Source organism: Labrys sp. (in: a-proteobacteria), from assembly GCF_047605565.1.
In the GTDB taxonomy this organism is placed as follows: Bacteria; Pseudomonadota; Alphaproteobacteria; order Rhizobiales; family Labraceae; genus Labrys; species Labrys neptuniae.
Window position 1 is genome coordinate 1 of sequence record NZ_JASGFM010000043.1, and the last position, 22,354, is coordinate 22,354.

23 protein-coding genes and 1 pseudogene are annotated in these 22,354 nt (G+C 63.8%); 15 read left to right on the forward strand and 9 right to left on the reverse strand.

Features of this window, described 5'->3' with window-relative positions; translation table 11 throughout:
• From QM672_RS27145 to QM672_RS27160, 4 genes are all read left to right on the forward strand, one after another.
• Positions 1–230, forward strand: a 230-nt coding sequence (locus tag QM672_RS27145; protein WP_415086367.1) for a DNA-directed RNA polymerase subunit alpha C-terminal domain-containing protein, incomplete at its 5' end; no start/stop codon positions are given.
• 39 nt (positions 231–269) lie between these two features.
• Positions 270–686, forward strand: coding sequence for a 50S ribosomal protein L17 (gene rplQ / locus QM672_RS27150; RefSeq protein WP_068292128.1), 417 nt, complete (start codon positions 270–272; stop codon positions 684–686).
• 182 nt (positions 687–868) lie between these two features.
• Positions 869–2,263 (forward strand): Do family serine endopeptidase, encoded by a 1,395-nt coding sequence (locus QM672_RS27155; RefSeq protein ID WP_311934458.1) that lies wholly within the window; start codon positions 869–871, stop codon positions 2,261–2,263.
• Positions 2,263–3,573, forward strand: coding sequence for a replication-associated recombination protein A (locus QM672_RS27160; protein ID WP_415086432.1), 1,311 nt, complete (start codon positions 2,263–2,265; stop codon positions 3,571–3,573). Before QM672_RS27155 ends, QM672_RS27160 begins: the two co-directional genes overlap by 1 nt.
• 97 nt (positions 3,574–3,670) lie before the next feature.
• Here QM672_RS27160 and QM672_RS27165 read toward each other — a convergent pair whose 3' ends face one another.
• On the reverse strand, positions 3,671–4,420 hold the full coding sequence (locus QM672_RS27165) for a pyridoxamine 5'-phosphate oxidase family protein (protein WP_367625744.1): 750 nt from the start codon (positions 4,418–4,420) through the stop codon (positions 3,671–3,673).
• A gap of 112 nt (positions 4,421–4,532) precedes the next feature.
• On the opposite strand from QM672_RS27165, the gene QM672_RS27170 reads away from it, so the two are divergent.
• Positions 4,533–5,933 carry a PLP-dependent aminotransferase family protein gene (locus QM672_RS27170; RefSeq protein WP_367625745.1) on the forward strand — a complete coding sequence of 467 codons (1,401 nt, stop codon included), beginning with the start codon at positions 4,533–4,535 and terminating at the stop codon, positions 5,931–5,933.
• On the opposite strand, the gene QM672_RS27175 is transcribed toward QM672_RS27170, so the two are convergent.
• Positions 5,928–6,350: a GFA family protein gene (locus QM672_RS27175; RefSeq protein WP_311934464.1), complete on the reverse strand. Its 423-nt coding sequence runs from the start codon at positions 6,348–6,350 to the stop codon at positions 5,928–5,930. The genes QM672_RS27170 and QM672_RS27175 overlap by 6 nt on opposite strands.
• Before the next feature lie 60 nt (positions 6,351–6,410).
• Entirely contained in the window at positions 6,411–6,839 is a 429-nt protein-coding gene (locus QM672_RS27180; protein WP_415086371.1) for a GFA family protein, read from the reverse strand.
• Positions 6,840–6,909: 70 nt separating this feature from the next.
• Between QM672_RS27180 and QM672_RS27185 the strand changes: the two genes are divergently transcribed.
• Together QM672_RS27185 and QM672_RS27190 are read left to right on the forward strand one after the other, a co-directional pair.
• Positions 6,910–7,167 carry a DUF1127 domain-containing protein gene (locus tag QM672_RS27185; RefSeq protein ID WP_311934466.1) on the forward strand — a complete coding sequence of 86 codons (258 nt, stop codon included), beginning with the start codon at positions 6,910–6,912 and terminating at the stop codon, positions 7,165–7,167.
• Positions 7,142–7,474 (forward strand): ArsR/SmtB family transcription factor, encoded by a 333-nt coding sequence (locus QM672_RS27190; protein ID WP_415086374.1) that lies wholly within the window; start codon positions 7,142–7,144, stop codon positions 7,472–7,474. Before QM672_RS27185 ends, QM672_RS27190 begins: the two co-directional genes overlap by 26 nt.
• A 162-nt stretch (positions 7,475–7,636) precedes the next feature.
• On the opposite strand, the gene QM672_RS27195 is transcribed toward QM672_RS27190, so the two are convergent.
• Positions 7,637–7,987 carry a hypothetical protein gene (locus QM672_RS27195; RefSeq protein WP_415086376.1) on the reverse strand — a complete coding sequence of 117 codons (351 nt, stop codon included), beginning with the start codon at positions 7,985–7,987 and terminating at the stop codon, positions 7,637–7,639.
• A gap of 223 nt (positions 7,988–8,210) precedes the next feature.
• Here QM672_RS27195 and QM672_RS27200 point away from each other — a divergent pair, with 223 nt between their 5' ends.
• Genes QM672_RS27200 through QM672_RS27210 form a run of 3 tightly spaced genes read left to right on the forward strand, consistent with a single transcriptional unit; the run spans position 8,211 to position 10,669 of the window.
• Positions 8,211–9,206, forward strand: a complete 996-nt coding sequence (locus tag QM672_RS27200) for an RluA family pseudouridine synthase (protein ID WP_367625749.1) — start codon at positions 8,211–8,213, stop codon at positions 9,204–9,206.
• Between the two features lie 3 nt (positions 9,207–9,209).
• Positions 9,210–9,887, forward strand: a complete 678-nt coding sequence (locus QM672_RS27205) for an HAD-IA family hydrolase (RefSeq protein ID WP_415086378.1) — start codon at positions 9,210–9,212, stop codon at positions 9,885–9,887.
• The gene (locus QM672_RS27210) at positions 9,884–10,669 is read left to right on the forward strand and encodes an ATP12 family chaperone protein (RefSeq protein ID WP_415086380.1); all 786 of its coding nucleotides are present in this window, start codon (positions 9,884–9,886) and stop codon (positions 10,667–10,669) included. The genes QM672_RS27205 and QM672_RS27210 overlap by 4 nt, the downstream gene beginning before the upstream one ends.
• 92 nt (positions 10,670–10,761) lie before the next feature.
• Here QM672_RS27210 and QM672_RS27215 read toward each other — a convergent pair whose 3' ends face one another.
• The 5 genes from QM672_RS27215 to QM672_RS27235 all read right to left on the reverse strand — a co-directional run bounded on the left by QM672_RS27215 (position 10,762) and on the right by QM672_RS27235 (position 17,239).
• Positions 10,762–12,039 carry an aminotransferase gene (locus QM672_RS27215; RefSeq protein WP_367626852.1) on the reverse strand — a complete coding sequence of 426 codons (1,278 nt, stop codon included), beginning with the start codon at positions 12,037–12,039 and terminating at the stop codon, positions 10,762–10,764.
• 89 nt (positions 12,040–12,128) lie between these two features.
• Positions 12,129–13,952, reverse strand: a complete 1,824-nt coding sequence (locus QM672_RS27220; protein WP_415086382.1) for a TRAP transporter large permease — start codon at positions 13,950–13,952, stop codon at positions 12,129–12,131.
• Entirely contained in the window at positions 13,952–14,647 is a 696-nt protein-coding gene (locus QM672_RS27225; RefSeq protein WP_311934474.1) for a TRAP transporter small permease subunit, read from the reverse strand. The genes QM672_RS27220 and QM672_RS27225 overlap by 1 nt, the downstream gene beginning before the upstream one ends.
• Positions 14,648–14,874: 227 nt before the next feature.
• Positions 14,875–16,020: a TRAP transporter substrate-binding protein gene (locus QM672_RS27230; protein ID WP_376717642.1), complete on the reverse strand. Its 1,146-nt coding sequence runs from the start codon at positions 16,018–16,020 to the stop codon at positions 14,875–14,877.
• Positions 16,021–16,321: 301 nt separating this feature from the next.
• Positions 16,322–17,239, reverse strand: coding sequence for a LysR family transcriptional regulator (locus tag QM672_RS27235; protein ID WP_415086385.1), 918 nt, complete (start codon positions 17,237–17,239; stop codon positions 16,322–16,324).
• 118 nt (positions 17,240–17,357) lie between these two features.
• On the opposite strand from QM672_RS27235, the pseudogene QM672_RS27240 reads away from it, so the two are divergent.
• The 5 genes and pseudogenes from QM672_RS27240 to QM672_RS27260 all read left to right on the forward strand — a co-directional run.
• Positions 17,358–17,483: pseudogene (locus QM672_RS27240) on the forward strand (hypothetical protein); the annotation flags it as partial.
• A 102-nt stretch (positions 17,484–17,585) separates the two neighbouring features.
• The gene (locus QM672_RS27245; RefSeq protein WP_367626855.1) at positions 17,586–18,164 is read left to right on the forward strand and encodes a GNAT family N-acetyltransferase; all 579 of its coding nucleotides are present in this window, start codon (positions 17,586–17,588) and stop codon (positions 18,162–18,164) included.
• Entirely contained in the window at positions 18,161–19,381 is a 1,221-nt protein-coding gene (locus tag QM672_RS27250) for an MFS transporter (RefSeq protein WP_311934478.1), read from the forward strand. Before QM672_RS27245 ends, QM672_RS27250 begins: the two co-directional genes overlap by 4 nt.
• A gap of 70 nt (positions 19,382–19,451) precedes the next feature.
• Complete coding sequence (locus tag QM672_RS27255) at positions 19,452–20,984, forward strand: acyl-CoA carboxylase subunit beta (RefSeq protein ID WP_311934480.1); 1,533 nt, start codon at positions 19,452–19,454, stop codon at positions 20,982–20,984.
• A 416-nt stretch (positions 20,985–21,400) separates the two neighbouring features.
• Positions 21,401–22,237, forward strand: coding sequence for a hypothetical protein (locus QM672_RS27260; RefSeq protein ID WP_311938623.1), 837 nt, complete (start codon positions 21,401–21,403; stop codon positions 22,235–22,237).
• Positions 22,238–22,354 lie beyond the last annotated feature (117 nt).

Consider the following 22,354-nt stretch of genomic DNA (forward strand, 5'->3'; position numbering starts at 1 on the left):
TGTCGGTCCGTTCGGCAAACTGCCTGAAGAACGACAACATCGTCTATATCGGCGATCTGATCCAGAAGACGGAAGCGGAAATGCTCCGTACGCCGAACTTCGGCCGCAAGTCCTTGAACGAGATCAAGGAAGTGCTGGCTCAGATGGGTCTTCATCTGGGCATGGAAGTGCCCGGCTGGCCGCCGGAAAACATCGAAGAGCTCGCCAAGCGCTTCGAAGAACATTATTGATCTGGCGCATCGCGCTGCCAAACTTGAAGGAACAGGGCAATGCGTCACGGCAAGGCTCACCGCAAATTCAACCGTACCGCCGAACACCGCAAGGCGATGTTCGAGAACATGGCGGCTTCGCTCATCAAGCATGAGCAGATCGTCACCACGCTTCCCAAGGCCAAGGACCTGCGTCCGATCGTCGAGAAGCTGGTTACCCTCGGCAAGCGTGGCGACCTGCATGCCCGCCGCCAGGCCATTGCGACGCTTCAGGACGAGACCATCGTCCGGAAGCTCTTCGACGTGCTGGCGACCCGCTACAAGGACCGCCAGGGTGGCTACACCCGCGTGCTGAAGGCCGGCTTCCGCCATGGCGATTCCGCGCCGATCGGCGTGATCGAGTTCGTCGATCGCGACGTCTCGGCCAAGGGCCAGGACTCCGGTCCGGTCGCCGAGGACCAGGCCGAAGCGGCCTGATCGTTCGATCGCGGATCCAGAATTTGAAGGGGCGGTGCGCAAGCGCCGCCCCTTTTTCGTTTTTGCAAGGCAGACTGGAAGTCCGCGCTCCAGACGACCACATTTGTACCATTGGCTTTGCGCATGATCTGGTCCAGAAGGGTCTGCGAAACCGATCAAGCCGTACCACTCGGAGTTCATCCATGCGTCGACTGTCCTATGCCGCTTTCGTGCTTCTGGCGGGCCTCGTGCCGGCGCAAGCCCAGGATAGCGTCGTTCCCGAAAGCGCGGCACAGGTGAAGCTGTCCTTCGCCCCGGTCGTGAAGAGCGTCACGGCGGCGGTGGTCAACGTCTATGCCCAGCATGTCGAGAAGGCGCAGGCCAATCCGATGTTCAACGATCCCTTCTTCCGCCAGTTCTTCGGCGGCGGAGCGGCACCGCGCGAGCGGGTGGAGCGCTCGCTCGGCTCGGGCGTGATCGTCGCCAAGGACGGCATGATCGTCACCAATTATCACGTGATCGCCAATGCCACGCAGGTCCGTGTCGCCCTGTCCGACAAACGGGAATTCGATGCGGACATCATCCTCAAGGACCAGCGCGCCGACCTCGCCGTGCTCCGCCTCAAGGGGGTGAAGGGTGACCTCGCCACCCTCGATTTCGCCGATTCCGACAAGGTGCAGGTGGGAGATCTGGTGCTCGCCGTCGGCGACCCCTTCGGCGTCGGCCAGACGGTGACTTCAGGCATCGTGTCGGCGCTGGCGCGCAGCCAGGTCGGCCAGTCGGACTTCCAGTCCTTCATCCAGACCGATGCCGCCATCAATCCGGGTAATTCCGGTGGCGCGCTGGTCGATCTCAACGGCAAGCTGGTGGGCATCAACACGGCGATCGTCTCGCGTTCGGGCGGCAATATCGGCATCGGCTTTGCAATCCCCGCCGCCATGGTCAAGGTGGTGGTGGCCTCTGCGCAGGCCGGTTCCGACCGGGTCTTGCGCCCCTGGATCGGCGCCAGCATGCAGAGCGTTTCGTCCGAGATCGCCGAGTCGCTATCGATGGAGCGGCCGAGCGGCGCCCTGGTGACCGAGGTCGCCAAGAACGGGCCGGCAGCCGAGGGGGGCCTGCAGACCGGCGATGTCGTGCTGGCCGTCGACGGCGCTGCCGTTTCCGATCCCGACGAGTTTGGCTATCGCTTCGCGACCAAGCCCCTGGGGGGCGAGGCGCAGCTCGATGTGCTGCGCAAGGGCGAGCGGCTCAAGGTTTCGGTCAAGCTTGCGGCTGCGCCCGAGACCACGCCGCGGGACGAGACCGTGCTGCAGGGCCGCTCGCCGCTCAGCGGCGCCACGGTCGCCAATCTCTCGCCGGCCATGGCTGAGACCCTGGGCATGCCGCTCGACACCAACGGCGTGGTGGTCACCAATGTCGAGGACGACAGCGCCGCGGCCAATTTCGGCTTTCAGAAGAAGGACGTGATCCAGGTCATCAACGGCCAGAAGGTCGATGATGCAAAGGCGTTGGACGCCTTGGTGCAGGAACCGCGACGGTTGTGGCGCATCACCATCGTCAGGGATGGCCAGCAAATCTCGACGATCCTGGGGGGATGATGTCGGACCTGTTTGCGGCAGCGGGACTGGAGAAGGGCGCGCCACGGCCGCTGGCCGACAGGATGCGCCCCAAGCACCTCTCCGAGGTGGCGGGGCAGGATCATCTCGTCGGTGCCGAGGGCGCGCTTACGCGTCTGCTGGCGTCGGGCTCGGTCGGCAGCCTGATCTTCTGGGGCCCGCCCGGCACCGGCAAGACCACGGTGGCACGCCTGCTGGCCGGCGAGACCGATCTCGCCTTCGAACAGATCTCGGCGATCTTCACCGGCGTCGCCGACCTGAAGAAGGTGTTCGAGGCGGCGCGCTCGCGGCGGATGATGGGGCGCGGCACGCTGCTTTTCGTCGACGAGATCCATCGCTTCAACCGGGCCCAGCAGGATGGCTTCCTGCCGGTGATGGAGGACGGCACCGTGACGCTGGTGGGCGCCACCACCGAAAACCCATCCTTCGAGCTCAACGCGGCCTTGCTGTCGCGGGCCCGGGTGATGGTGTTCAATGCCCTGGATGAGGCGGCGATCTTGAGTCTCCTCGCCCATGCCGAGGAAGTCGAGGGCAGGAAGCTGCCTCTCGACGAGGAAGCGAGGGCGGTGCTGGTGCGCATGGCCGACGGTGACGGCAGGGCCAGCTTGACCCTGGCCGAGGAAGCCTGGCGCGCGGCCAAGCCCGGCGAGGTCTTCACAGCGGCCAAGCTGCAGCAGGTGCTGCAGCGCCGGGCCCCGATCTATGACAAGTCGGCCGATGGCCACTACAATCTGATCTCGGCCCTGCACAAATCGGTGCGCGGTTCCGATCCCGACGCGGCGCTCTATTATCTCGCGCGCATGTTCGATGCCGGCGAGGATCCGCTGTTCATTGCGCGGCGGGTGGTGCGCATGGCGGTGGAGGATATCGGCCTCGCCGATCCGCAGGCGCTGGTGATCGCCAATGCCGCCAAGGATGCCTATGATTTCCTCGGCAGCCCGGAGGGCGAACTCGCCATCGCCCAGGCCGTGATCTATGTGGCGACGGCCCCGAAGTCGAATGCCGCCTACAATGCCTACAAGGCGGCGATGCGCCTTGCCAAGGAGGGGGGCTCGCTGATGCCGCCCAAGATCATCCTCAACGCGCCGACCAAGCTGATGCAGGCCGAGAGCTACGGCCAGGGCTATCGCTACGACCATGACGAGCCCGAAGCCTTTTCGGGCCAGAACTATTTCCCGGATGCTTTGGGGCGGCGCCAGTTCTACGAGCCGGTCGAGCGCGGCTTCGAGCGCGAGATCCGCAAGCGGCTGGAGTATTGGGACAAGATCCGGCGGGAGCGGGGGGAAGGCTAGCCTTCCTGGGCCGCAGGCGCCCCGCCGGCACCTTCCTCTCCTCAACACGCGACGTTTCCAAGGGCAGGCGAGACACCTGCGATCCCGGATCGGTCGCTCAGTCTGCCAATTCTGCTACTTCCTCTTCACCTTCATAGAGGTGTTGCGCTTCAAGCAAGGCTTCGTCGAGTCGTCGGCCGGCCAGATAACCTGCCAGGCCGGCGCCCTTTGCCATGCCCGGCAGCAGGCGCGGGCAGGCCTCGCTGGCGCCGATCACCGTCTGGACAGGGAAGACGCCGGCCCAGACCGGATGGCCGTAATCCTCCTCGTCGTCACCGACGCCGGCGGCGCGCACCTTGGCCGAGGCCTCCTCGATGCGCATGCCGATCACCGTGGTTGCTTTCGATTCCTGCGCATGGGTCTGGCGCAGTTCCGCAGCTCGGCCGGGAAAAAAGCGATCGACCACACCGAGCAGCGCCTTCGCCTTCTCATCCGGATCGTCGATCATGCGGGCGGTGCCGAAGCAGATCGCCGAGCGGTAATTGGCCGAATGATTGAAGCCGCTGCGTGCGAGCACCAAGCCGTCGAGATGCGAGACCGTCAGGCAGACCGGCGTACCGCCTTTGAGATTGCGCAGCATGCGGCTGGCCGAGGAGCCGTGCCAATAGAGCCAATCGCCCGCGCGCCAGTGAATGGTGGGGGTGCAATAGGGCTGCCCATCGATGACATAGGCGACATGGCACAGGAGACCGGCATCGAGCACGGCATAGACGGCCTCATGATCATAACGGCCACGATCGTGCCGCCGCTTCAATCGATTGCGCCCGGTGACGGCGAAACGCTCCTTTGTTGCTTCCTGTTCTTTCATGGTGCCTTGCTTTCAACGATGAACATGCGCAGGGTGCGTCATCGTATTGGTTCAGGAAAGATCCAATTTGGCTAAAAAAATTCGAACCAATTTGCCGGATTGGTCGACCCTGATGCCCGTCTTGCCGGGGCGGGGCCCGCGCAGGCGCGAGCTCTATATTGCCATGCGTAGACTAATCGAGACCGGACTGGCACGACCGGGCGCCAAGCTGCCGACGACGCGTGACCTCGCCAAGCGCCTCGGCCTGTCGCGAGCCGCTGCCGTTGCCGCCTTCGAGATGCTCGTTGCCGACGGCTTCGTCGAGGCACGCATCGGAGCGGGTACCTTCGTGGCGGCACAGGTACCGAAAGTCTCGGAGCGAGCTGCCAGCCAGCCTGGGCAGGTTTCAGCCTCGCCGGCCCTGCCTTGCGAACTGGGCGTGGCCAGCATCGACGGCAAGACCATGCGTGTCTTTCGCGGCTTGCTCTCGCGAAATCTCGCCCAGCCGGGACCGGAACATTTTCGCTATGGTGATCCGCGCGGCGGGAACAAGTTGCGGGAAGCCATTGCGGCCTATCTGCGGGCGGCGCGGGGCGTGCGTTGCGATGCCGAGCAGATCGTCGTCACCACCGGCACCATGCATGGGCTCGATCTCGTCGTGCGCACCGTTTTCAAGCCGGGTGACGTCGCCTGGATCGAGGATCCGTGCTATCCGCTGGCCAGGGCCACGCTGGAAGCCGCGGGCGCCAAGCTGATTGGCGTGCCCGTCGACGGGGAGGGGATCGACGCCGCCGGAGGCGAGAATCTCGGGGGCGGCGGGCGGCTCGTCTACGTCACACCCTCGCATCAGTTTCCGCTCGGCGTCACCATGACCATGCGCCGCCGCCTGGCTCTGATCGACTGGGCTGATCGCAACGATGCCTGGATCATCGAAGACGACTATGACAGCGAATTCCGCTTCTCGGGCCCGCCGCTCACCGCCTTGCAGGGTATGGATGGCGCCGGTCGGGTCGTCTATCTCGGCACGTTCTCCAAGGTCCTGTTCCCGGGCATCCGTATCGGCTATGCGGTGCTGCCGGAGGCCTTGCTCGACAGGGTGCTGCGCCTGAGGACCCTGTCCGACAGGCAGCCACCTAGCCTCGTGCAGGGGGCCGCGGCCGATTTCCTCAACGATGGCCATTTCGCAGCCCATCTGCGCCGGGCCCGGCGGCGCGTGCAGGCCGCGCGGGACGAGTTCGTTACGGCACTCCGCGATCACTGCGATGGTATGCTCGACTTTGCCGTGCCGGAGCATGGGCTTCATCTGGTGGCGGCTTTGGCTGCTTCGGCCGGTGATCGCGATCTGGTCCGCAGCCTGCTTGCCGAAGGCGTCGGGGCGCGGGCCTTGTCGCCGATGTATGTGGATGCGCCGGCTCGTCAGGGCCTCGTGCTCGGCTTCTCGGGATTTGAGCCGGACGTCCTGACGAGTGCCGCGAGGCGCATTGGCGATGTGCTGGGCGACGTCCTCAAGGCCGGTGCGCCGATCCGTTCATAGACGATCGGGCTCTTGCCCCGCCTGCGGCAAGCCATCAGCAATCTCGTAATAGTCGCCCTTCTGATTCACGCAGATATGCTTGATCAGTTTGAGGCCGGTCGGTTCGTTGAGCGTTCCCGCTGCAATGGAGATGTGGTCGCTGCCCTTGCCGTCCCAGAAGATCTGGGCGCCGCATTTGGAGCAGAAACCGCGACGCGCCGTCGGCGACGATCGATACCAGCGCAGCTTGTTGGTCGGCGCGATTTCGAGATCAGCAGGGTCACAGGCCGCATAGGCCCCGAAATGGCTGTGCAGCCGCCGGCACAGGATGCAGTGGCAAGCCCAGACGTCACGCACGGCGCCACGGATGGTATAGCGCACCGATCCGCACAGGCAGCCGCCTGTCGCTCGTATGGGACGTTCCTGGCTCGTCGGCATCGTCAACTTTCCTTTGGTGTCGCTCGTCGTCAGATCTGAGGCGGCAGGGGCGCGCTATTCTCAACACCCGCTTTGCGGATCTCGCCCGCCCTCCTGGGGCAAGCCATCGGCAAGTTCGTAATAATCGCCCTTCTGGTTCACGCAGACATGCTTGACCAGCCTGAGCCTTGTGGGTTCGTCAATGCTCGAAGCCATGATGGAAACATGACTGCGTCCGCTGCCGAACGAAAAAAGCTGCGCTCCACATTTGGAGCAGAAGCCGCGCCGGGCCATTGGCGACGCGCGATGCCAGCGCAGCCGCGTGGAAGGCAGGATCTCGAGATCGGCGGCATCGCAGGCCGTATAGGCGCAGCAATGGCCGTGTAGACGCCGGCATATCAGACAATGGCAGGCCTTCACGTCCGCCAGCGCGCCGCGCACGACATACCGTATCGACCCGCACAGGCAGCCGCCGCTGGCGCGTATCGCCCTGTCGTCGCTTTGCTTCATTGCAGCCTCCTTGAAAATTCAAAAAATAGGACTACATTTCCGGAACTATGGTTCTATTCAGGAGGCGACCATGTTTGGCTGGATCAAGGACATTCTCGGAGATTTGCTTGCGGAGCGCCAGCGCCGTGCCAATATCGAGTACTTCGATGGGCTGAGTGACCGGGTATTGCGGGATATCGGTATCGAGAGAAGCGATATTGAAAAAATTTTCGACCGGGCCGATCCTTTCTGGCAAAGGCGGCGGCGTTCTCTCGCCGATTCCTGGACGGTCCTGAAGCATTTTGGAGGCGCACGAAAACACAATGGCGCTGGCGGATATGGCGTTTGACGATGCGGCGCGGTGCTTGGCTGAGCTCGGCCACCCGCACAGGCTTCAGATTTTCCAGCTGCTGATCAAGGCTGGGGATGATGGCCTTGCCGTCGGCGACATCCAGAGGGAACTCGGTATTCCCAAATCGACCCTGGCCCATCATATCGCGCAATTATTGGCCGTGGGCCTGATGACGCAAGAGCGGCAGGGCCGGGTACAGCGCTGCCGCATCGCCGCCAGTAAGGCCAGCGCCTTCGTGAATTTCTTCGTGGCCGATTGCTGTGAAGGATTGCCGGGCATCGAGGGCCTGGAAGCCGGAGCCTAGCTGCACTGCGGCTCACCCGGGTATCGTTCAGCTTTGCTGGCTTGACACGGCAATCCAGCGCTTGGCCGGTTGCACAGGGGGCTTCTGGATAGCCGGATCGAGTTCGGTTACGGCAGGTCGGAACCTTTCTCCCGCGGGTGCCGGACGCAATGGGACGATGTCCTAATCCGGCGCCAACTGGCAATTGGGGCCAACCCACTTGTTGATCGACGTGTCGAGTTCGGCGTCCATGTTGGCGGCGCTGCAGACGGGATAACGCTCATCGCCCTGTCGGCGCATACTTAGGTCTCTGTAGCGCTGAACGACGGTATCGTGATCCGGGGGCTGGTCGCGCTGTTGCCGCAGCGACAGTTGCATCATGCAATTGGCGAAAGCATCCGTACCTTCTTGAAAGCCAAACCCTGCGCATTGGGCCCTGTGTTTTGATGTCTGACCAGCATTTCCTTGGTTAGTCGTGCTGCCGAGCGCGAATGCAGCAAGCGTCAACAGCGGAAGACATGTCACAATGCGCATTCGGTACATTCTTTCATCAGATCAGCTTTTGAAAAGGGATTGTGCCAATGCGCGCCATATTTAGCAACGACATGCGCGGCGCCGTTCCGGTCCGCTGCCCATGCAAGTCGGCCCAGCTGAGCGTTCGGCTGGCAAGCAACGCGCCTTTGGGAGATTTACGGCAGACAGGGGCGCTGCGCTGCTTTATAGGGACGCAATCCCTTAATCACGTGTCGGAACCTTGATGTCCTTTCTGGTCGAAACCCGTATCGTCACCGCCGATGAGGACGGCATGCGTCTCGACCGTTGGTTCAAGACGCATTTCCCGGACCTCGCCTTCGGCCATTTGCAGAAATTGCTGCGCTCCGGCCAGATCCGGGTCGATGGCGCGCGCGCCAAGACCAATGACCGCCTCGCCAAGGATCAGTCCATCCGGGTACCGCCGCTGCCGCGTTCCGATCCGGCGATCACCAGCGTCAAGCGCTCGGCGCAGAGCCAGAAGGACGCCGATTTCATCCGCTCCCTGATCCTGCACGAGGACAGGGACGTGCTGGTGATCAACAAGCCGCATGGCCTGTCCGTGCAGGGCGGCTCCGGCACCGAGCGTCATGTCGACGGCATGCTGGCCGCCCTGGCCGGGCCGGATGGCGAAAAGCCTCGCCTGGTCCATCGCCTCGATCGCGACACCTCCGGCGTGCTTGTGCTGGCCAAGACGCGCAAGGCGGCCTCCGATCTCGGCGCCATCTTCCGCACCCGCTCGGCCCGCAAGATCTATTGGGCGCTGGTCAAGGGCGTGCCCGCACCCAAGCAGGGCCGCATCTCCTTGTTCCTGTCCAAGCAGCTCGGCATGGACGGGGAGAAGGTGCGCGTGATGAAGCATGGCGACGAGGAGGCCGTGCATTCGATCACCTATTATTCGCTGGTCGACCGGGCTGCTAATTCGGTGTCCTGGCTCTCGCTCAAGCCGGTGACCGGCCGCACCCATCAGCTGCGCGCGCACACCGCCCATATCGGCCATCCCATTATTGGCGACCCGAAATATGGGGAAGCCATGGAGAACGTGCCGGAGGAACTGCCGAAGAAGCTGCACCTCCATGCGCGCCGCATCACGCTGCCGCATCCGCGCGGCGGCACGCTTGACGTCACTGCGCCCCTGCCGCCGCATATGAAGCAGAGCTTCGAGATTCTGGGCTTCGATACATCGGCCTATGATCCCATCGTCGACGCTCCGGAGGATTGAGACGTGAAACTTGTCCTGTTCGACGTTGACGGCACGCTGCTCGACAGCCAGCATCTGATCCATGCCTGCCTGGTCGAGACCTTCAAGGGCATGGGGCGCCCGCCGCTGCCGCGTGCGGAGATGCTCAGCATCGTCGGGCTCTCGCTGGTGCCGGCAATCCAGCGCCTGTTCGGCGACGACACCAGTGCCGACGACATCGAAAAGGCTGCCGGCTTCTATCGCGAAGCCTTCCTCGCCCGCGTCAACGATCCTGCCTTCGCGCCGCCGCTGTTTCCGGGCGCGGCGGAGGCGGTGGCCGAGCTGCGCCGGCGCGATGATGTGATCCTGGGCCTTGCGACCGGCAAGTCACGCCGTGGCGTCGACCGCATCCTTGAGAGTTTCGGTTGGGAAGGGCTGTTCGCCACCATCCAGACCGCTGACACCGCGCCGTCCAAGCCCGATCCCGGCATGGTCGTGCAGGGAGCCGGCGAAGTGGGCCTGCGTCCCGAGGATGCCATCATGATCGGCGACACCAGCTTCGACATCCTGATGGGGCGTAGCGCCGGCGCGCGCACCATCGGCGTTTCCTGGGGCAATCACCCGGTTTCAGACCTCACCGAGGCGGGAGCGGACCATATCATCGACGACTTCGGCCAATTGCTGCCGTTGGTCGAAGCTTTCAAGGTGGCCGAGTCGCAATGAGCGATCGTGATTTTTACGGCGACTGGTTCCGCGATGGCGCCACGCCCGATCCTATGCATGCCGCCCAGAAGGGCATGAAGCCCGAACTGCCTAAGCGCTTCTACAGCGAGGCGAACGTGGTCGAGCAGGACGGGCAGCATGCCGTGGCGCTCGATGGGCGCGTCGCCCACACGCCTGCCAAGTCCCTGCTGGCCTTTTCCAAGCCTGAAATGGCCGCGGCGGCCGCAGCGGAGTGGAACGGGCAGGGGAGCCATATCGACCCCTTCTCCATGCCGATCACCCGCATCGCCAATTCCGCCATCGACGGGGTGCGCACCTCGCGGCAGGCCGTGATCGACGAGATCTCCAAATATGGCGGCTCGGATCTCCTATGTTATCGGGTGGATCAACCAGAGGAATTGGTTCGTCGCCAGAACGAGGCCTGGGATCCCGTGCTGGCCTGGGCGGCCGACCGTCTGGGCGCGAGGCTTATCGTCACGCATGGCATCCAGCACAAGCAGCAGCCTCCGGAAGCGTTGGCAGCCATTGCCAAGGCTGTTGCCTGTTATGATGAATTCGGGTTGTCCAGTCTCCATGCCATAACCACGCTGACCGGTTCTGTCATTCTGGCGCTGGCAGTGGCCGAAGGCTATCTGGAGCCCGAGGCCGCCTGGGCCGCGGCCCATGTCGACGAAGACTATCAGGCCCAGCTCTGGGGCCAGGACGAAGAGGCGCAACAGCGTCGAGCCTGGCGCTGGCGCGAAATGGAAGCCGCCTCGCGCCTGCTGGCATTGGGACGGTAATCCTGGGACCGCCGGCATCCTGCCGGCTCTTCCTTTCCTGCAAGCGCAGCGGTTCCAAGAGGCCGGCAGGATGCCGGCGGTCCCAGGAAGTCCTAGCCCGCCATGCGCTTTTCACACGCTGCCAGCAGGGTGCAGAGCGCCACGGCGTCGGCGGCCAGCTTCACCTCGGCGAGGCTCGGATAGGTCGGTGCGATACGCAAGGTCCGGTCCTCGGGGTCCTTGCCATAGGGATGCGTGGAACCAGCCGGGGTAAGCGCCAGGCCGGCCGCCTTGGCGAGGGCGACCACGCGGGAGCCCGTGCCCTCCATCACGTCCAGGATGATGAAATAGCCGCCGGCAGGCCTGGTCCAGCGTGCGAAGCCGTGGCTGGCGAGCCGACGCTCGAAAGCCTCCTCCACCGCCGCGAATTTCGGGGCGATCAAGGCGCGGTGCTTTTCCATATGGGCATGAATGCCGTCGAGGTCGCGCAGGAAGCGGACATGGCGCAATTGGTTGAGCTTGTCGGGCCCGATCGTACGCCTGCTCGCATTGTCGAGATACCAGCGCACATTGGCGGGCGAGGCGGCGATGAAGGCGAGGCCCGCACCGGCTATGGTGACCTTCGAGGTCGAGGCGAACACGATCGGCCTGTCGGGATGGCCCGCCGCTGCACAGGCCTCCAGGATGTTGGCAAGATGCGGCCTGGTCTCGCCGAGATGGTGCAGGGCATAGGCATTGTCCCACAGGATGCGGAAGTCGGCGGCACCCGTCTTCATGCGCGCCAGGCGTTCGACCACGGCATCCGAATAGGTTTCGCCGCTCGGATTGGAATATTGCGGCACGCACCAGATCGCCTTGACCTTCGGGTCGGCAGCCAGGCGCTCGACTTCGTCCATGTCGGGGCCTTCGCCGGTGAGCGGCACCGGGATGAGCTTGATGCCGAAGGATTCACTCAGGGCGAAATGCCGATCATAGCCCGGTACCGGGCAGAGGATGGCGATCTCCTCTTCCTTGCTCCAGGGCTTCGTTCCCCCGGGGACGCCGCGCAGCAGCGCATAGACATGGACGTCATGCATCAGCGCCAGGCTGGAATTATTGCCGACGATGACCTGGGCGGCGGGTGCGCCGAGCACCGGGGCAAACAGGTTGCGTACCTCGGCCAGGCCCTGTAGGCCGCCATAGTTGCGGGTATCCTCGCCGGCCTCGCTGAGGTGGTCGCGATTGCCGGGCAAAGCGAGCATGCCTTCGGCGAGGTCGAGCTGCTCGGGCGCTGGCTTGCCGCGCGTCATGTCGAGGGAGAGCTTGCGGTCTTTCAAGGCCTCATATTCGCGCGTCAGTTCGCCATGGAGGGCAGCGAGGGCATCGGGGCGCAGTTCGGCCAGGCTCGACATGGCAATTTCCTGTTGAGGACGATGATGAACGTCGCACTACAGCGCAATGGCACCCGAGTCGAGCCTTTGCATCGATGGTCGGCACCAAATCACCGGCCATAGAGATATTGCGGCAGCCAGAGCGTCAGGCCGGGCCACAGATACATCAGCACCATGCAGACGATGACGATCAGCATGTAAGGCATCATGCCGGCGAAGATCTGGTTGATCGTCACATGCGACGGCGCCACGCCCTTGAGATAGAAGGCCGACATCGCGACAGGGGGCGACAGGAAGGCGGCCTGCAGGTTCACGAAGACGATGACGCCCCACAGGATCGGATCGATCTCGAAATGCTTCAGCAACGGCAGGAAGATCGGCACGAAGATGATGATGATCTCGGTCCACTCCAGGGGCCAGCCGAGCAGGAAGATGATGGCCTGCGACAGGATCATGAACTGCAGGGGCGTCAGGTTGAGCGACAGCACCCATTGCTCGATCAGGGCCTGGCCGCCGAGAATGGCGAAGACGGCAGAGAAGACGGCCGAGCCGATGAAGAGCCAGCACACCATCGCCGTGGTCTTGGCGGTGAGGAACACGGCCTCCTTGGTGCGTTTCCAGTTGAGCGTGCGGGCGCTGAAAGCGAGCAGGAAGGCACCGGCCGCCCCCACGGCCGCCGATTCGGTAGCGGTGGTGATGCCGAACAGAATCACCGCCAGCACCAGCACGGTCAGGATGGCGAGGGGCATCACCGATGAGGTGAGCAACTTGATGACCTCGAGCCGTTCCGGCCCCATGGCACGGTAATAGCGTGCCAGGATCACCGCAGCCATGGCGGCGATGATGCCGAAGGTCACGAAGAAGGCGGTCGCGGGTCCGCCCTGGACCGGGGCGGCCTGGCCACTGGAGTCCGGTGTGCCGAGCGGCTCTGGGCTTCCCAACGGCTCTGGGCCTCCCAGCGGTTCGGGCCCGCCGAGCTGTTCGGGCGCCGAGCCCAATTGCTCGAGGCCGGCTGCGGCACTGGCTTCGGTGCCGGCCTGGCCGTGGATGACCACATACCACCACACCAGGACAAGCGTGCCGGCGACCAAAGCGAGGGGTACCAGCGTGGCCGCGAAATTCTTGAGGATCTGCCAATAGGTCAGCCGGCCGGTTTCGGTGTCCAGGGCCAAGGCGCGCCGGGGCGAGAACAGGGCTCGCAGCAGGCCCGCCGGCATGTTCCGCGTGTAGAGGGCCTGGAAACGCGGCATCCAGGCCGGGACCGGCACCTTGGTCTGGTCAGCCGGCAAGGTCGGGGCGATGCGCGGATTGAGGAGCGCCCAACCGACGATGTAGATCAGATAGAGGAAGGCGAGGAAGAAGCCTGGAAACATCGCGGCGGCATAGAGCTTGACCACCGACTGGCCGGCGACCGCAGCATAGACGATGATCATCACCGAGGGCGGGATGAGGATGCCGAGCGTGCCGCCGGCGGTGATCACGCCGGAAGCGAGCCTGACGTCGTAGCCAGCGCGCAGCATCGGATTGAGGGCGATCACCCCCATCAGCACCACCACCGCTCCGACCAGGCCGCTGGCAATGCCCCAGAAGGTGCAGACGATCAGCGTCGTCACCGCCAGCGCCGCCGGCAGGCGCCGGAAGGAGAGCTGGATGGAATAGAACATCTTGTCGACCAGCGCGCCGCGCTCCATCACATAGCCCATCAGCACGAAGAGCGGGATGGAGATCAGGACGTCATTGGTCATGGCGCCGTAGCTGCGCTGGACCATCAGGTCGAAGACACGGTTGTCCATCCAGTGCTGGGCGGGGTCGTAATAGGCGTAGAAGCCGAAGAAGATGCCGAGCCCCATCAGGGTGAAGGCTGTCGGAAAGCCCATCATGATCACCACCACGATGAGGCCGAGCATGAGAAGGCCGAGTGCGGGATCGCTCATCAGGGTTGCTCTCCGCCCGGTTTCTCTCCGCCCGGTTTTTCTCCGCCCATGCCGCGCTGGCGCGCCGCCTCATCGATGCGCTGCATGGCGGCGATGGCCGCCTCGCGCTCCTTGGCATCGACATATTGGCTGTTCTCGAGCTGTTCGCCGACGACGTCGATCTCGTTGACGTCCTTGAGCCGCTCCGGCCATTGCCCGTTCCTGAGGCACAGAACGCAGCGCGTGATCTCGGCCAGGCCCTGCAGCATGACCAGGGCACCGGCGATCGGGATCACCGTCTTGAAGTGATAGATCGGCGGCCCGTCGGCGGTGACGCTCGAATGCTCGCCGATGCGCCAGGACGCGGCGGCATAGTCATAGCCGGCGTAGACCAGGGCCGCGATGCCGGGCAGGAAGAAGACGAGATAGAGCACGAGGTCGAAGCTCGCCTGGGTGCGCGGGCGCATGGAGCTGTAGAGGAAGTCGCCGCGGACATGGGCGTTCTGCGCCAGGGCATAAGCGCCGGCCAGCATGAACAACGAGCCGTAAAGCATATTGCTGGCGTCATAAATCCAGGCGGTCGGCTGGTTCAGGATGTACCGCTTGAAGACCTCGGCGCACACCAGCAGCATCAGGGCGATGATCAGCCAGGCCGCTGCCTTGCCGACCCAGGTGCTGATTGCGTCGATCCCGTGAAGTAAACGCTGAGTATGCATGCGACTGTCCGGCCGGAGGGGAAACGGAGGAGCCGATGCGGCTTGGCTGCCGCGTCGATGAACGGGGACCGGTCGACGGTACAGGTGCTTGGCGTAATGGCGAAAGCAATTGCGCGACCTTTCGACCGCCATTACGAAAAGCCTGGATGCCCGGGTCAAGCCCGGGCATGACTAAGGCAGGCGCCTCGATCCCTGAGAGCCGCGCCAGGCATGTGCCCGCAGAAGCGTCAGATCTTCTTTGCGGCGCCATTGGCCCCGAAATAGTGATCGAAGGCCATGCGCCGATTGACCACCGTATCCTGCTCCCAGCGCGCAGCGCGTTTGGCGAAGGCGATCTGCGAATCCAGGATCTCCTTGAACAGGGGATTGTCGGCCGCCTTCTTCTTCACCACCTCGTCATAGACTTCGAGCTGCTTCTTCAGAAGCGCTTCGGGCGTCTTGTAGAACTTGACGCCGTTCTTGGACTGCAACTCGGCATAATCCTGGGAATAGCGGTCGATCGCTTTCCACTGCATGTCCTGGGAGGCGGCCTCCGTGGCATTGGCGATGATGGCCTTCAGCTTGTCGGGCAGGGCGTCATATTTGGTCTTGTTGAAAAGGATTTCGAACTGCTCGGCATTCTGGTGATAGCTCTGCAGCATGCACACCTTCGAGACGTCGGCGAAGCCCAGGGCACGATCGGAGGAGGCATTGTTGAATTCGGCGGCGTCGAGCAGGCCGCGGTCCATCGCCGAGACGATCTCGCCGCCGGGCAAGGCATTCACGGCCGCGCCCATGCCGGAGAACACGTCGATGGAGATGCCGACGGTGCGGAATTTCAGGCCGCTGAGATCCTCCGGCTTGCCGACAGGCTTCTTGAACCAGCCGAGCGGCTGCGTCGGCATGGCGCCATAGGGCAGGGAGACGACATTGGCGCCGATCGAGGCATAGAGTTTTTCGAGCAGCTCCTTGCCACCACCATATTTATGCCATGCCATCAGCATGTTGGCGTCCATGCCGAAAGCAGGACCTGAGCCCCACAGGGCCAAGGCGGTCTGCTTGCCGTAGTGATAGACCATCACGCCATGGCCGCCGTCGAGCGTTCCCTTCGACACGGCGTCCAGCAGGCCGAAAGCCGGAACCACGGCGCCAGCCGGCAAGACCTCGATCTTGAGTTCGCCGCCAGTCATGTCATTGACCTTCTTGGCGTAGTCCTGAGCGAATTCGTGAAAGATATCCTTGGCCGGCCACGTGCTCTGCCAGCGCATGCTGGTAGGGGTCTGCGCCCGCGCGATGGATGGGGCCGCAATGGCGACGGCCGCGACGGCAGCGGCCTCGCCGAGGAATTTACGGCGGGACGATTGTCCTTCGCCGGTCGTCCGAATCTTGGTCATACGATCCTCCCTGGATGCAGGCCTTCGAAAGATCCGGACAGTCGGATGCGTTCATTGTTGTCGTTTTGAACGGCTCTCCATTCCGAATACGCGCCGACGGATGGGAAGCCGGCGCCAAAGGCTTGCTCAGACTATTGCACGACGATTTGTCGTCGCCAACTGGAGCTCACGTCTCGACAGGGCGATGATTTCATGTGGGCGAATGCAACTGTGCTCCGTAGACCGCCAATTCCGGGAGGTTGGACATCGCCGCTACCAGCAAAGGCGCTTCGATGTAGCTGATTACAAATTGTTAATCTTCTCATATGGCGTCGGACGTTGCGGAAGCAGGTGGTGAGCCGGATAGTTCGCGCAGGGCTCCCAGGATTTCCTTGAGCCCGCGATGCAGGGGTTTGTCGCGCCGGACGATGATGGCGAGCACGCGCGACAGGGGCGGGGAGAGCGGCTGTACGGTCAAGGCGCCGGAGGCCGCGTCGCCGTGAACGGCGATGCCCGGCAGGATCGAGCAGCCAAGGCCCGCCCTTACCAGTTCCTTGATCGCTTCGACGCTGCCGAGCGACATCACGGGACGCGGTGACAGGCCGGCTTGCGCGAACCATTCATCGGTGAGGCGCCGCGTATTGCCGCCGGGTTCGAACAGCAGTAGCGGCAATTCGGCGAGGGTGACAGGAGAAGCTGGCACAGGCAGTTGGGTCTGCGGCGGCGCGATGACCATGAAAGGGTCCTCCAGAACCGGCTCGAGCTCGAGCGAGCGGCTCGAGACGGGCATGGTAACCAAGGCAAGGTCGAGCCTGTTGTCCTCGACTGCACGGGCGATCTCGCCGGTATTGCCGGTGGTGATGACGATCTCCAGTCGGGGATGACGTCGCCGCAGGCGCTGGAGCAGGGACGGCAGCAGGAAGATGCAGGCTGTCGCGCCGGTGCCGATGCGCACCGTCCCCATCACCCCTTCGCTCTGGCGAGCCACCGCTTCGAGCGCGGCCTGCACGGCGGCATCGATGCGGGCGGCATGCAGCAGCAATTCCGTGCCGGCTGCAGTCGGCCTCGCCTTGCGGCCGACGCGTTCGATCAGCATCGTACCGAGGCGCCGCTCCAGCTGGCGGACCTGCAGGCTGACGGCGGGTTGCGTCAGGTTCAGCCGATCGGCTGCCGCCGAGAAACTGCCGAGTTCGACGACATCGGCGAAGGTTTTGAGGTGATCGAGGTTGAGCCGGTCCATATCGAAGTCGTTCTCATGTCAAAGATTTTCTTATACTTAGCATGATTTTCCAAAGCTTCCTTTATCCGAGACGGAGGAAGACAATACGGCGGGTTTCACGAGCCAGAGAGAAGATAGGATGGCAAGACGCCTGTCGCTTCAGGCAGCGTGCGTAGCAGCCGTCCGGGAAGGCGGGCGCTATCTCGCTTTGTCTCCCCGGTCACGCCTGCATCAGCGGGCCGCTCTGCGCGAGCTCGACGATCGACTGCTTGCGGATATCGGCCTTACCAGACTGGAAGCGCTGGTTGGGCTGCCGGTGGCGGGGACGGGCGATCCTGCTATGAAGAAATGCAATCAGGCGACGGCAATGACAGCGAATCGAATGGATCCAACCGCCAATGCAGCGGCCGTTCTCGTGCGGGACGCCCGTGAGAAGGACATGACAGCGGTGCAGCCAATCTATGCCCGCCACGTCTTGCAGGGGCTGGCAAGCTTCGAGGAGGTGCCGCCGAGCCTGGAGGAGTTGGTTGCGCGCCGCCATGGCGTCCTGGCCCAGGGACTGCCTTATCTCGTGGCCGAGATGGAGGGGCGCGTGGTCGGCTATAGCTACGCCACGGCCTACAGGCCGCGGCCGGCTTATCGCTACACCGTCGAGGATTCCGTCTATGTCGCCCCTGACATGGGCGGGCGGGGCATTGGCCGCCTCCTGCTCGAGGAACTGATCGCCCGCTGCGAGGCTGGCCCCTGGCGCCAGATGCTGGCCGTGATCGGCAATAGCGGCAATGCCGGATCGATTGCCTTGCACCGGCGCCTGGGGTTTTCGGAGGTGGGAGTCTTGACGTCGGTCGGCTTCAAGTTCGGGCGCTGGGTCGATACCGTGCTGATGCAGCGTCCGCTCGGAATCGGGAACGGCGGGTTACCCTTCGACGGCGAGGCCAGGCGGTGATTCCCCGCCACACCGTGCTCTGCCTCGGCCTGTTCCAGTTCGTGGCCTGGGGCGCGACCTATTATCTGGTCGGCGGCTTTGGTGAGCGGATGGCAGCCGACCTTGGCTGGTCGCGCGACATCGTCTATGGCGGCTTCGCCCTCGCTTTGTTGGTGATGGGGCTGGTTTCGCCGCTGTGCGGACGGCTGATCGATCGGCATGGCGGTCGCGGCATGATGGCGACCGGATCGGTGTTCGCATCCTTGGCCTGTGTCGGGCTCGCCTTCAGCCATTCTCTGCCGGCCTACTTCGCCGCCTGGCTCGTCCTGGGCGTTGCCATGCGCTTGACGCTCTATGATGCCGCCTTTGCCGCTCTGGCGCGGGCCGGTGGAGCCGAGGCGCGCCGGGCGATGGCGCAGATCACGCTGCCGGGCGGGTTGTCTTCCACTGCCTTCTGGCCATTGGGGACGGCGCTGGCCGACAGCCTAGGCTGGCGAGGAGCCGTGCTCGTCTATGCCGGCCTGATGCTGGCGACGGTGCCGCTTGCCTTGACACTGCCTGCCGTCCGGCGCCCTGTTGGGCCGGTGCCCGATGTCGACACGTCCCGGCAGAGGGCTGACCGGCCTGGTTCGGAGCTCCTGCTCGCCGGTGTGCTCTACGCGCTGATCACCACGATCATGAATTTTCTGAACGCCGGCATGTCCTCCCACATGATCGCCATCCTGGCGGGGCTCGGCCTCGCTCAGGCCTCGGCGGTCTGGGTCGCCACCCTGCGGGGCATCGGCCAGTCCTGCGCCAGGCTGGCCGAGATCCTGTTTGGCACGCGCCTGCATCCGCTCGCGCTCAATCTGCTTGCATGCTCCCTGCTGCCGCTTTCCTTCGCCGCCGGATTTGCCGGTGGCTATTCACTCACGGCGGCCATGCTGTTCGCACTCGGCTATGGCGCCGGCAACGGCCTCGCAACGATCACACGCGGCACGGTCCCGCTCGTCCTGTTCGACCATCGCGCCTATGGGGCTGTCACCGGCCGCCTTCTCGCCCCCAGCTTCGTCGTCTCGGCCGGGGCGCCGGTCATCTATGCCCGTGCGATCGACTGGTGGGGTCCCGAGGGAGCGCTTGCTTTCTCGCTGGCGCTGGCCGCCGTCACTCTGGCTGCGGCTCTCCTGCTCAAGTTGCGTTTTGCGCCGGCGAGCGCCGGTTCCTGTGGAATTTCCCCGGGGAATGGCCGAGCACGGTGAAATCCGGGCGATATCGCTGTATGGAACAAGGCGCGGCAGGTTCCAACAAGAGCCGCGGGAAGCGCCCTTCATGAAGCATATCCTGGCCGAACTCGACACGCGCCGCACCCAGGCCCTGCTGGGCGGCGGCGAAAAGCGCATTGCCGCGCAGCACGCCAAGGGCAAACTCACCGCACGCGAACGCCTGGAACTGTTGCTCGATGCTGGCTCCTTCGAGGAATTCGATGCCTTCGTCGAGCACCGCGCCGTCGATTTCGGTATGGATCGCACCCACATCGCCGGCGATGGCGTCGTCACCGGCTGGGGCACGGTGAATGGCCGCAAAGTCTTCGTCTTCGCCAAGGATTTCACGGTGTTCGGCGGCTCGCTGTCGGAGACCCACGCCAACAAGATCAACAAGATCCAGGACATGGCGCTGAAGAATCGGGCGCCGATCATCGGCCTGTTCGATGCCGGCGGTGCCCGCATCCAGGAAGGCGTGGCAGCGCTGGGAGGCTATGGCGAGGTCTTCCGGCGCAACGTGCTGGCCTCCGGCGTGATCCCGCAGATTTCGCTGATCATGGGGCCTTGCGCGGGCGGGGACGTCTATTCGCCGGCCATGACCGACTTCATCTTCATGGTGAAGGACACCAGCTACATGTTCGTCACTGGCCCCGACGTCACCAAGACGGTCACCAACGAGACGGTGACGGCCGAGGAACTCGGCGGCGCATCCGTGCATGCCGTACGCTCCTCCGTAGCGGATGGCGCCTATGAGAACGATGTCGAGGCTCTGCTGCAGATGCGCCGGCTCATCGATTTCCTGCCGGCCAACAATTGCGAGGGACCGCCGGAGATCCCGTCCTTCGACGATATCGAACGGCTCGAGCCTTCGCTCGACACGCTGGTGCCGGACAATCCCAACAAGCCCTATGACATGAAGGAACTCGTCACCAAGCTGGCGGACGAGGGGGACTTCTTCGAGATCCAGTCGACGTTCGCACGCAACATCATCACGGGCTTTGCGCGCATTGCGGGGCGCACCATCGGCATCGTCGCCAACCAGCCGATGGTGCTGGCCGGCGTGCTCGATTCCGATGCCAGCCGCAAGGGCGCGCGCTTCGTGCGCTTCTGCAACGCCTTCGAGATCCCGATCGTCACCCTTGTCGATGTTCCCGGCTTCCTGCCCGGCACAGCGCAGGAATATGGCGGCCTGATCAAGCATGGCGCCAAGCTGCTGTTCGCCTATTCGCAGGCTACGGTACCGCTGGTGACGGTGATCACCCGCAAGGCCTATGGCGGTGCCTATGACGTCATGGCCTCCAAACATGTCGGGGCCGACGTCAACTATGCCTGGCCGACGGCCCAGATCGCGGTAATGGGGGCCAAGGGCGCCGTGGAGATCATCTTCCGCCAGGACATGGATGACCCGGAAAAGATCGCCAAGCACGTCAAGGGCTACGAAGACCGATTTCTTTCGCCCTTCGTCGCCGCCGAGCGCGGCTATATCGACGAAGTGGTCCAGCCGTCCCAGACACGCAAGCGCGTGGCACGGGCCCTTGCCATGCTGCGTAACAAGCATGTCGAGGCTCCCCGCAAGAAGCACGACAACATCCCGCTATAGTGAGGCGGCCCTATCGGTTATTCTGCTTGCCGTAGGGGAAAATGACAAAACATGGTGAATCCCGCGCGCAGCGTTTCCCGCAGGCCTGCCCTGCGAAGCGCGCCTCGCAGGGCAGGCCTGCGGCAGCGGCATGGCTGAACCCTGAAAAGGGTTTGATATCAGATAGATATCGGGTGTAACGGATCGGCCTCTTTACATCGGCTCTATCGTCGACCCCTTGGTGGCCGCCAAGCCAGAAGCTGTGAATGATCGGATTTCGGCCCGACATTGCCACAGGATTGTGGCGAACCGCACATTCTTTGGCCATGTGCGGCCCTTAGGGTGAGACTCATTAACGCCACTTTGAGTGGTCCAGGCTCAAATTGGCATCATGAGGCGCCGCGAGTTTGGCGCAAACCAAGGCAAGGCACGACACTATGGTGACGTCACCTATCGCAACTCTGATTCAACCCGCCCTGGAGCGCGGTTCGATCGAGGATTCCGAAGTCCAGCAAATGCGTCAGCGTTGGCAGGACGGCGTGCAGCTCCAGGCCGCCGATGCCGACGCACTCTTTGCGCTTCAGGGCGTACTGGCCGGGCGCAACAAGGGTTTCAACGCCCTCTTCGAGGAAATGCTGACGGCTTTCGTCCTGGATCGCAACGAGCCAAAGGGCAGTATTTCCAAGGAGCAGGGAGCCTGGGTGCTTTCGATGCTCGATGGCGGCGAGGGACTGGTGGCCAATGCCGCCGAGCTCGGCCTGCTGATCCACCTGGTCGAACAGGCCGACAGCGTACCGGATGATCTCGCCAGCTTCGCATTGCACCAGATCCAGCATGCCGCGATGACCGGTGAGGGACCGGCCGCCAAGGGCCGCATCCATTTCTCCCGCGTGATCGATACGCAGGACATCGCCAACATGGCCCGCCTCTTCCAGGTCGAGAAGGGCGCCAAGCGTCGTATCGTCTCGCGCCAGGAAGCCGAGATGCTGTTCGACATGGCCGAAGGCTGCAACAGCGAGGACCCGGCCTGGGACGGGCTGTTTGCCGAGACCATTCAGGCCCATCTGCTGGCGACCAACCAGCCGAGCAATACGGGCGGCCGTTCGCTGGCTACGCCCGTCGTTCTGGCCGATCGCGATAGTGCCTGGCTGAACCGGCGCATCCAGCACGATGGTCGGGTGAGCCGCGCCGAGCGGGCCCTGCTGGCCCTGGTCGACCCGCGCCAGATGGCAGCGACCAACAATTGGGAGCAGTCGATCAGCCAGATGATCTGATTGGCTCGATCCACTCGAATCCATCTCATCGAATGCCGGCCCTTGGGCCGGCATTCTGCTTTTTCGGCAAGGTGTTGGCTGCCATGGATGAATCTCGGCATCAGCCTGTTCATCCCA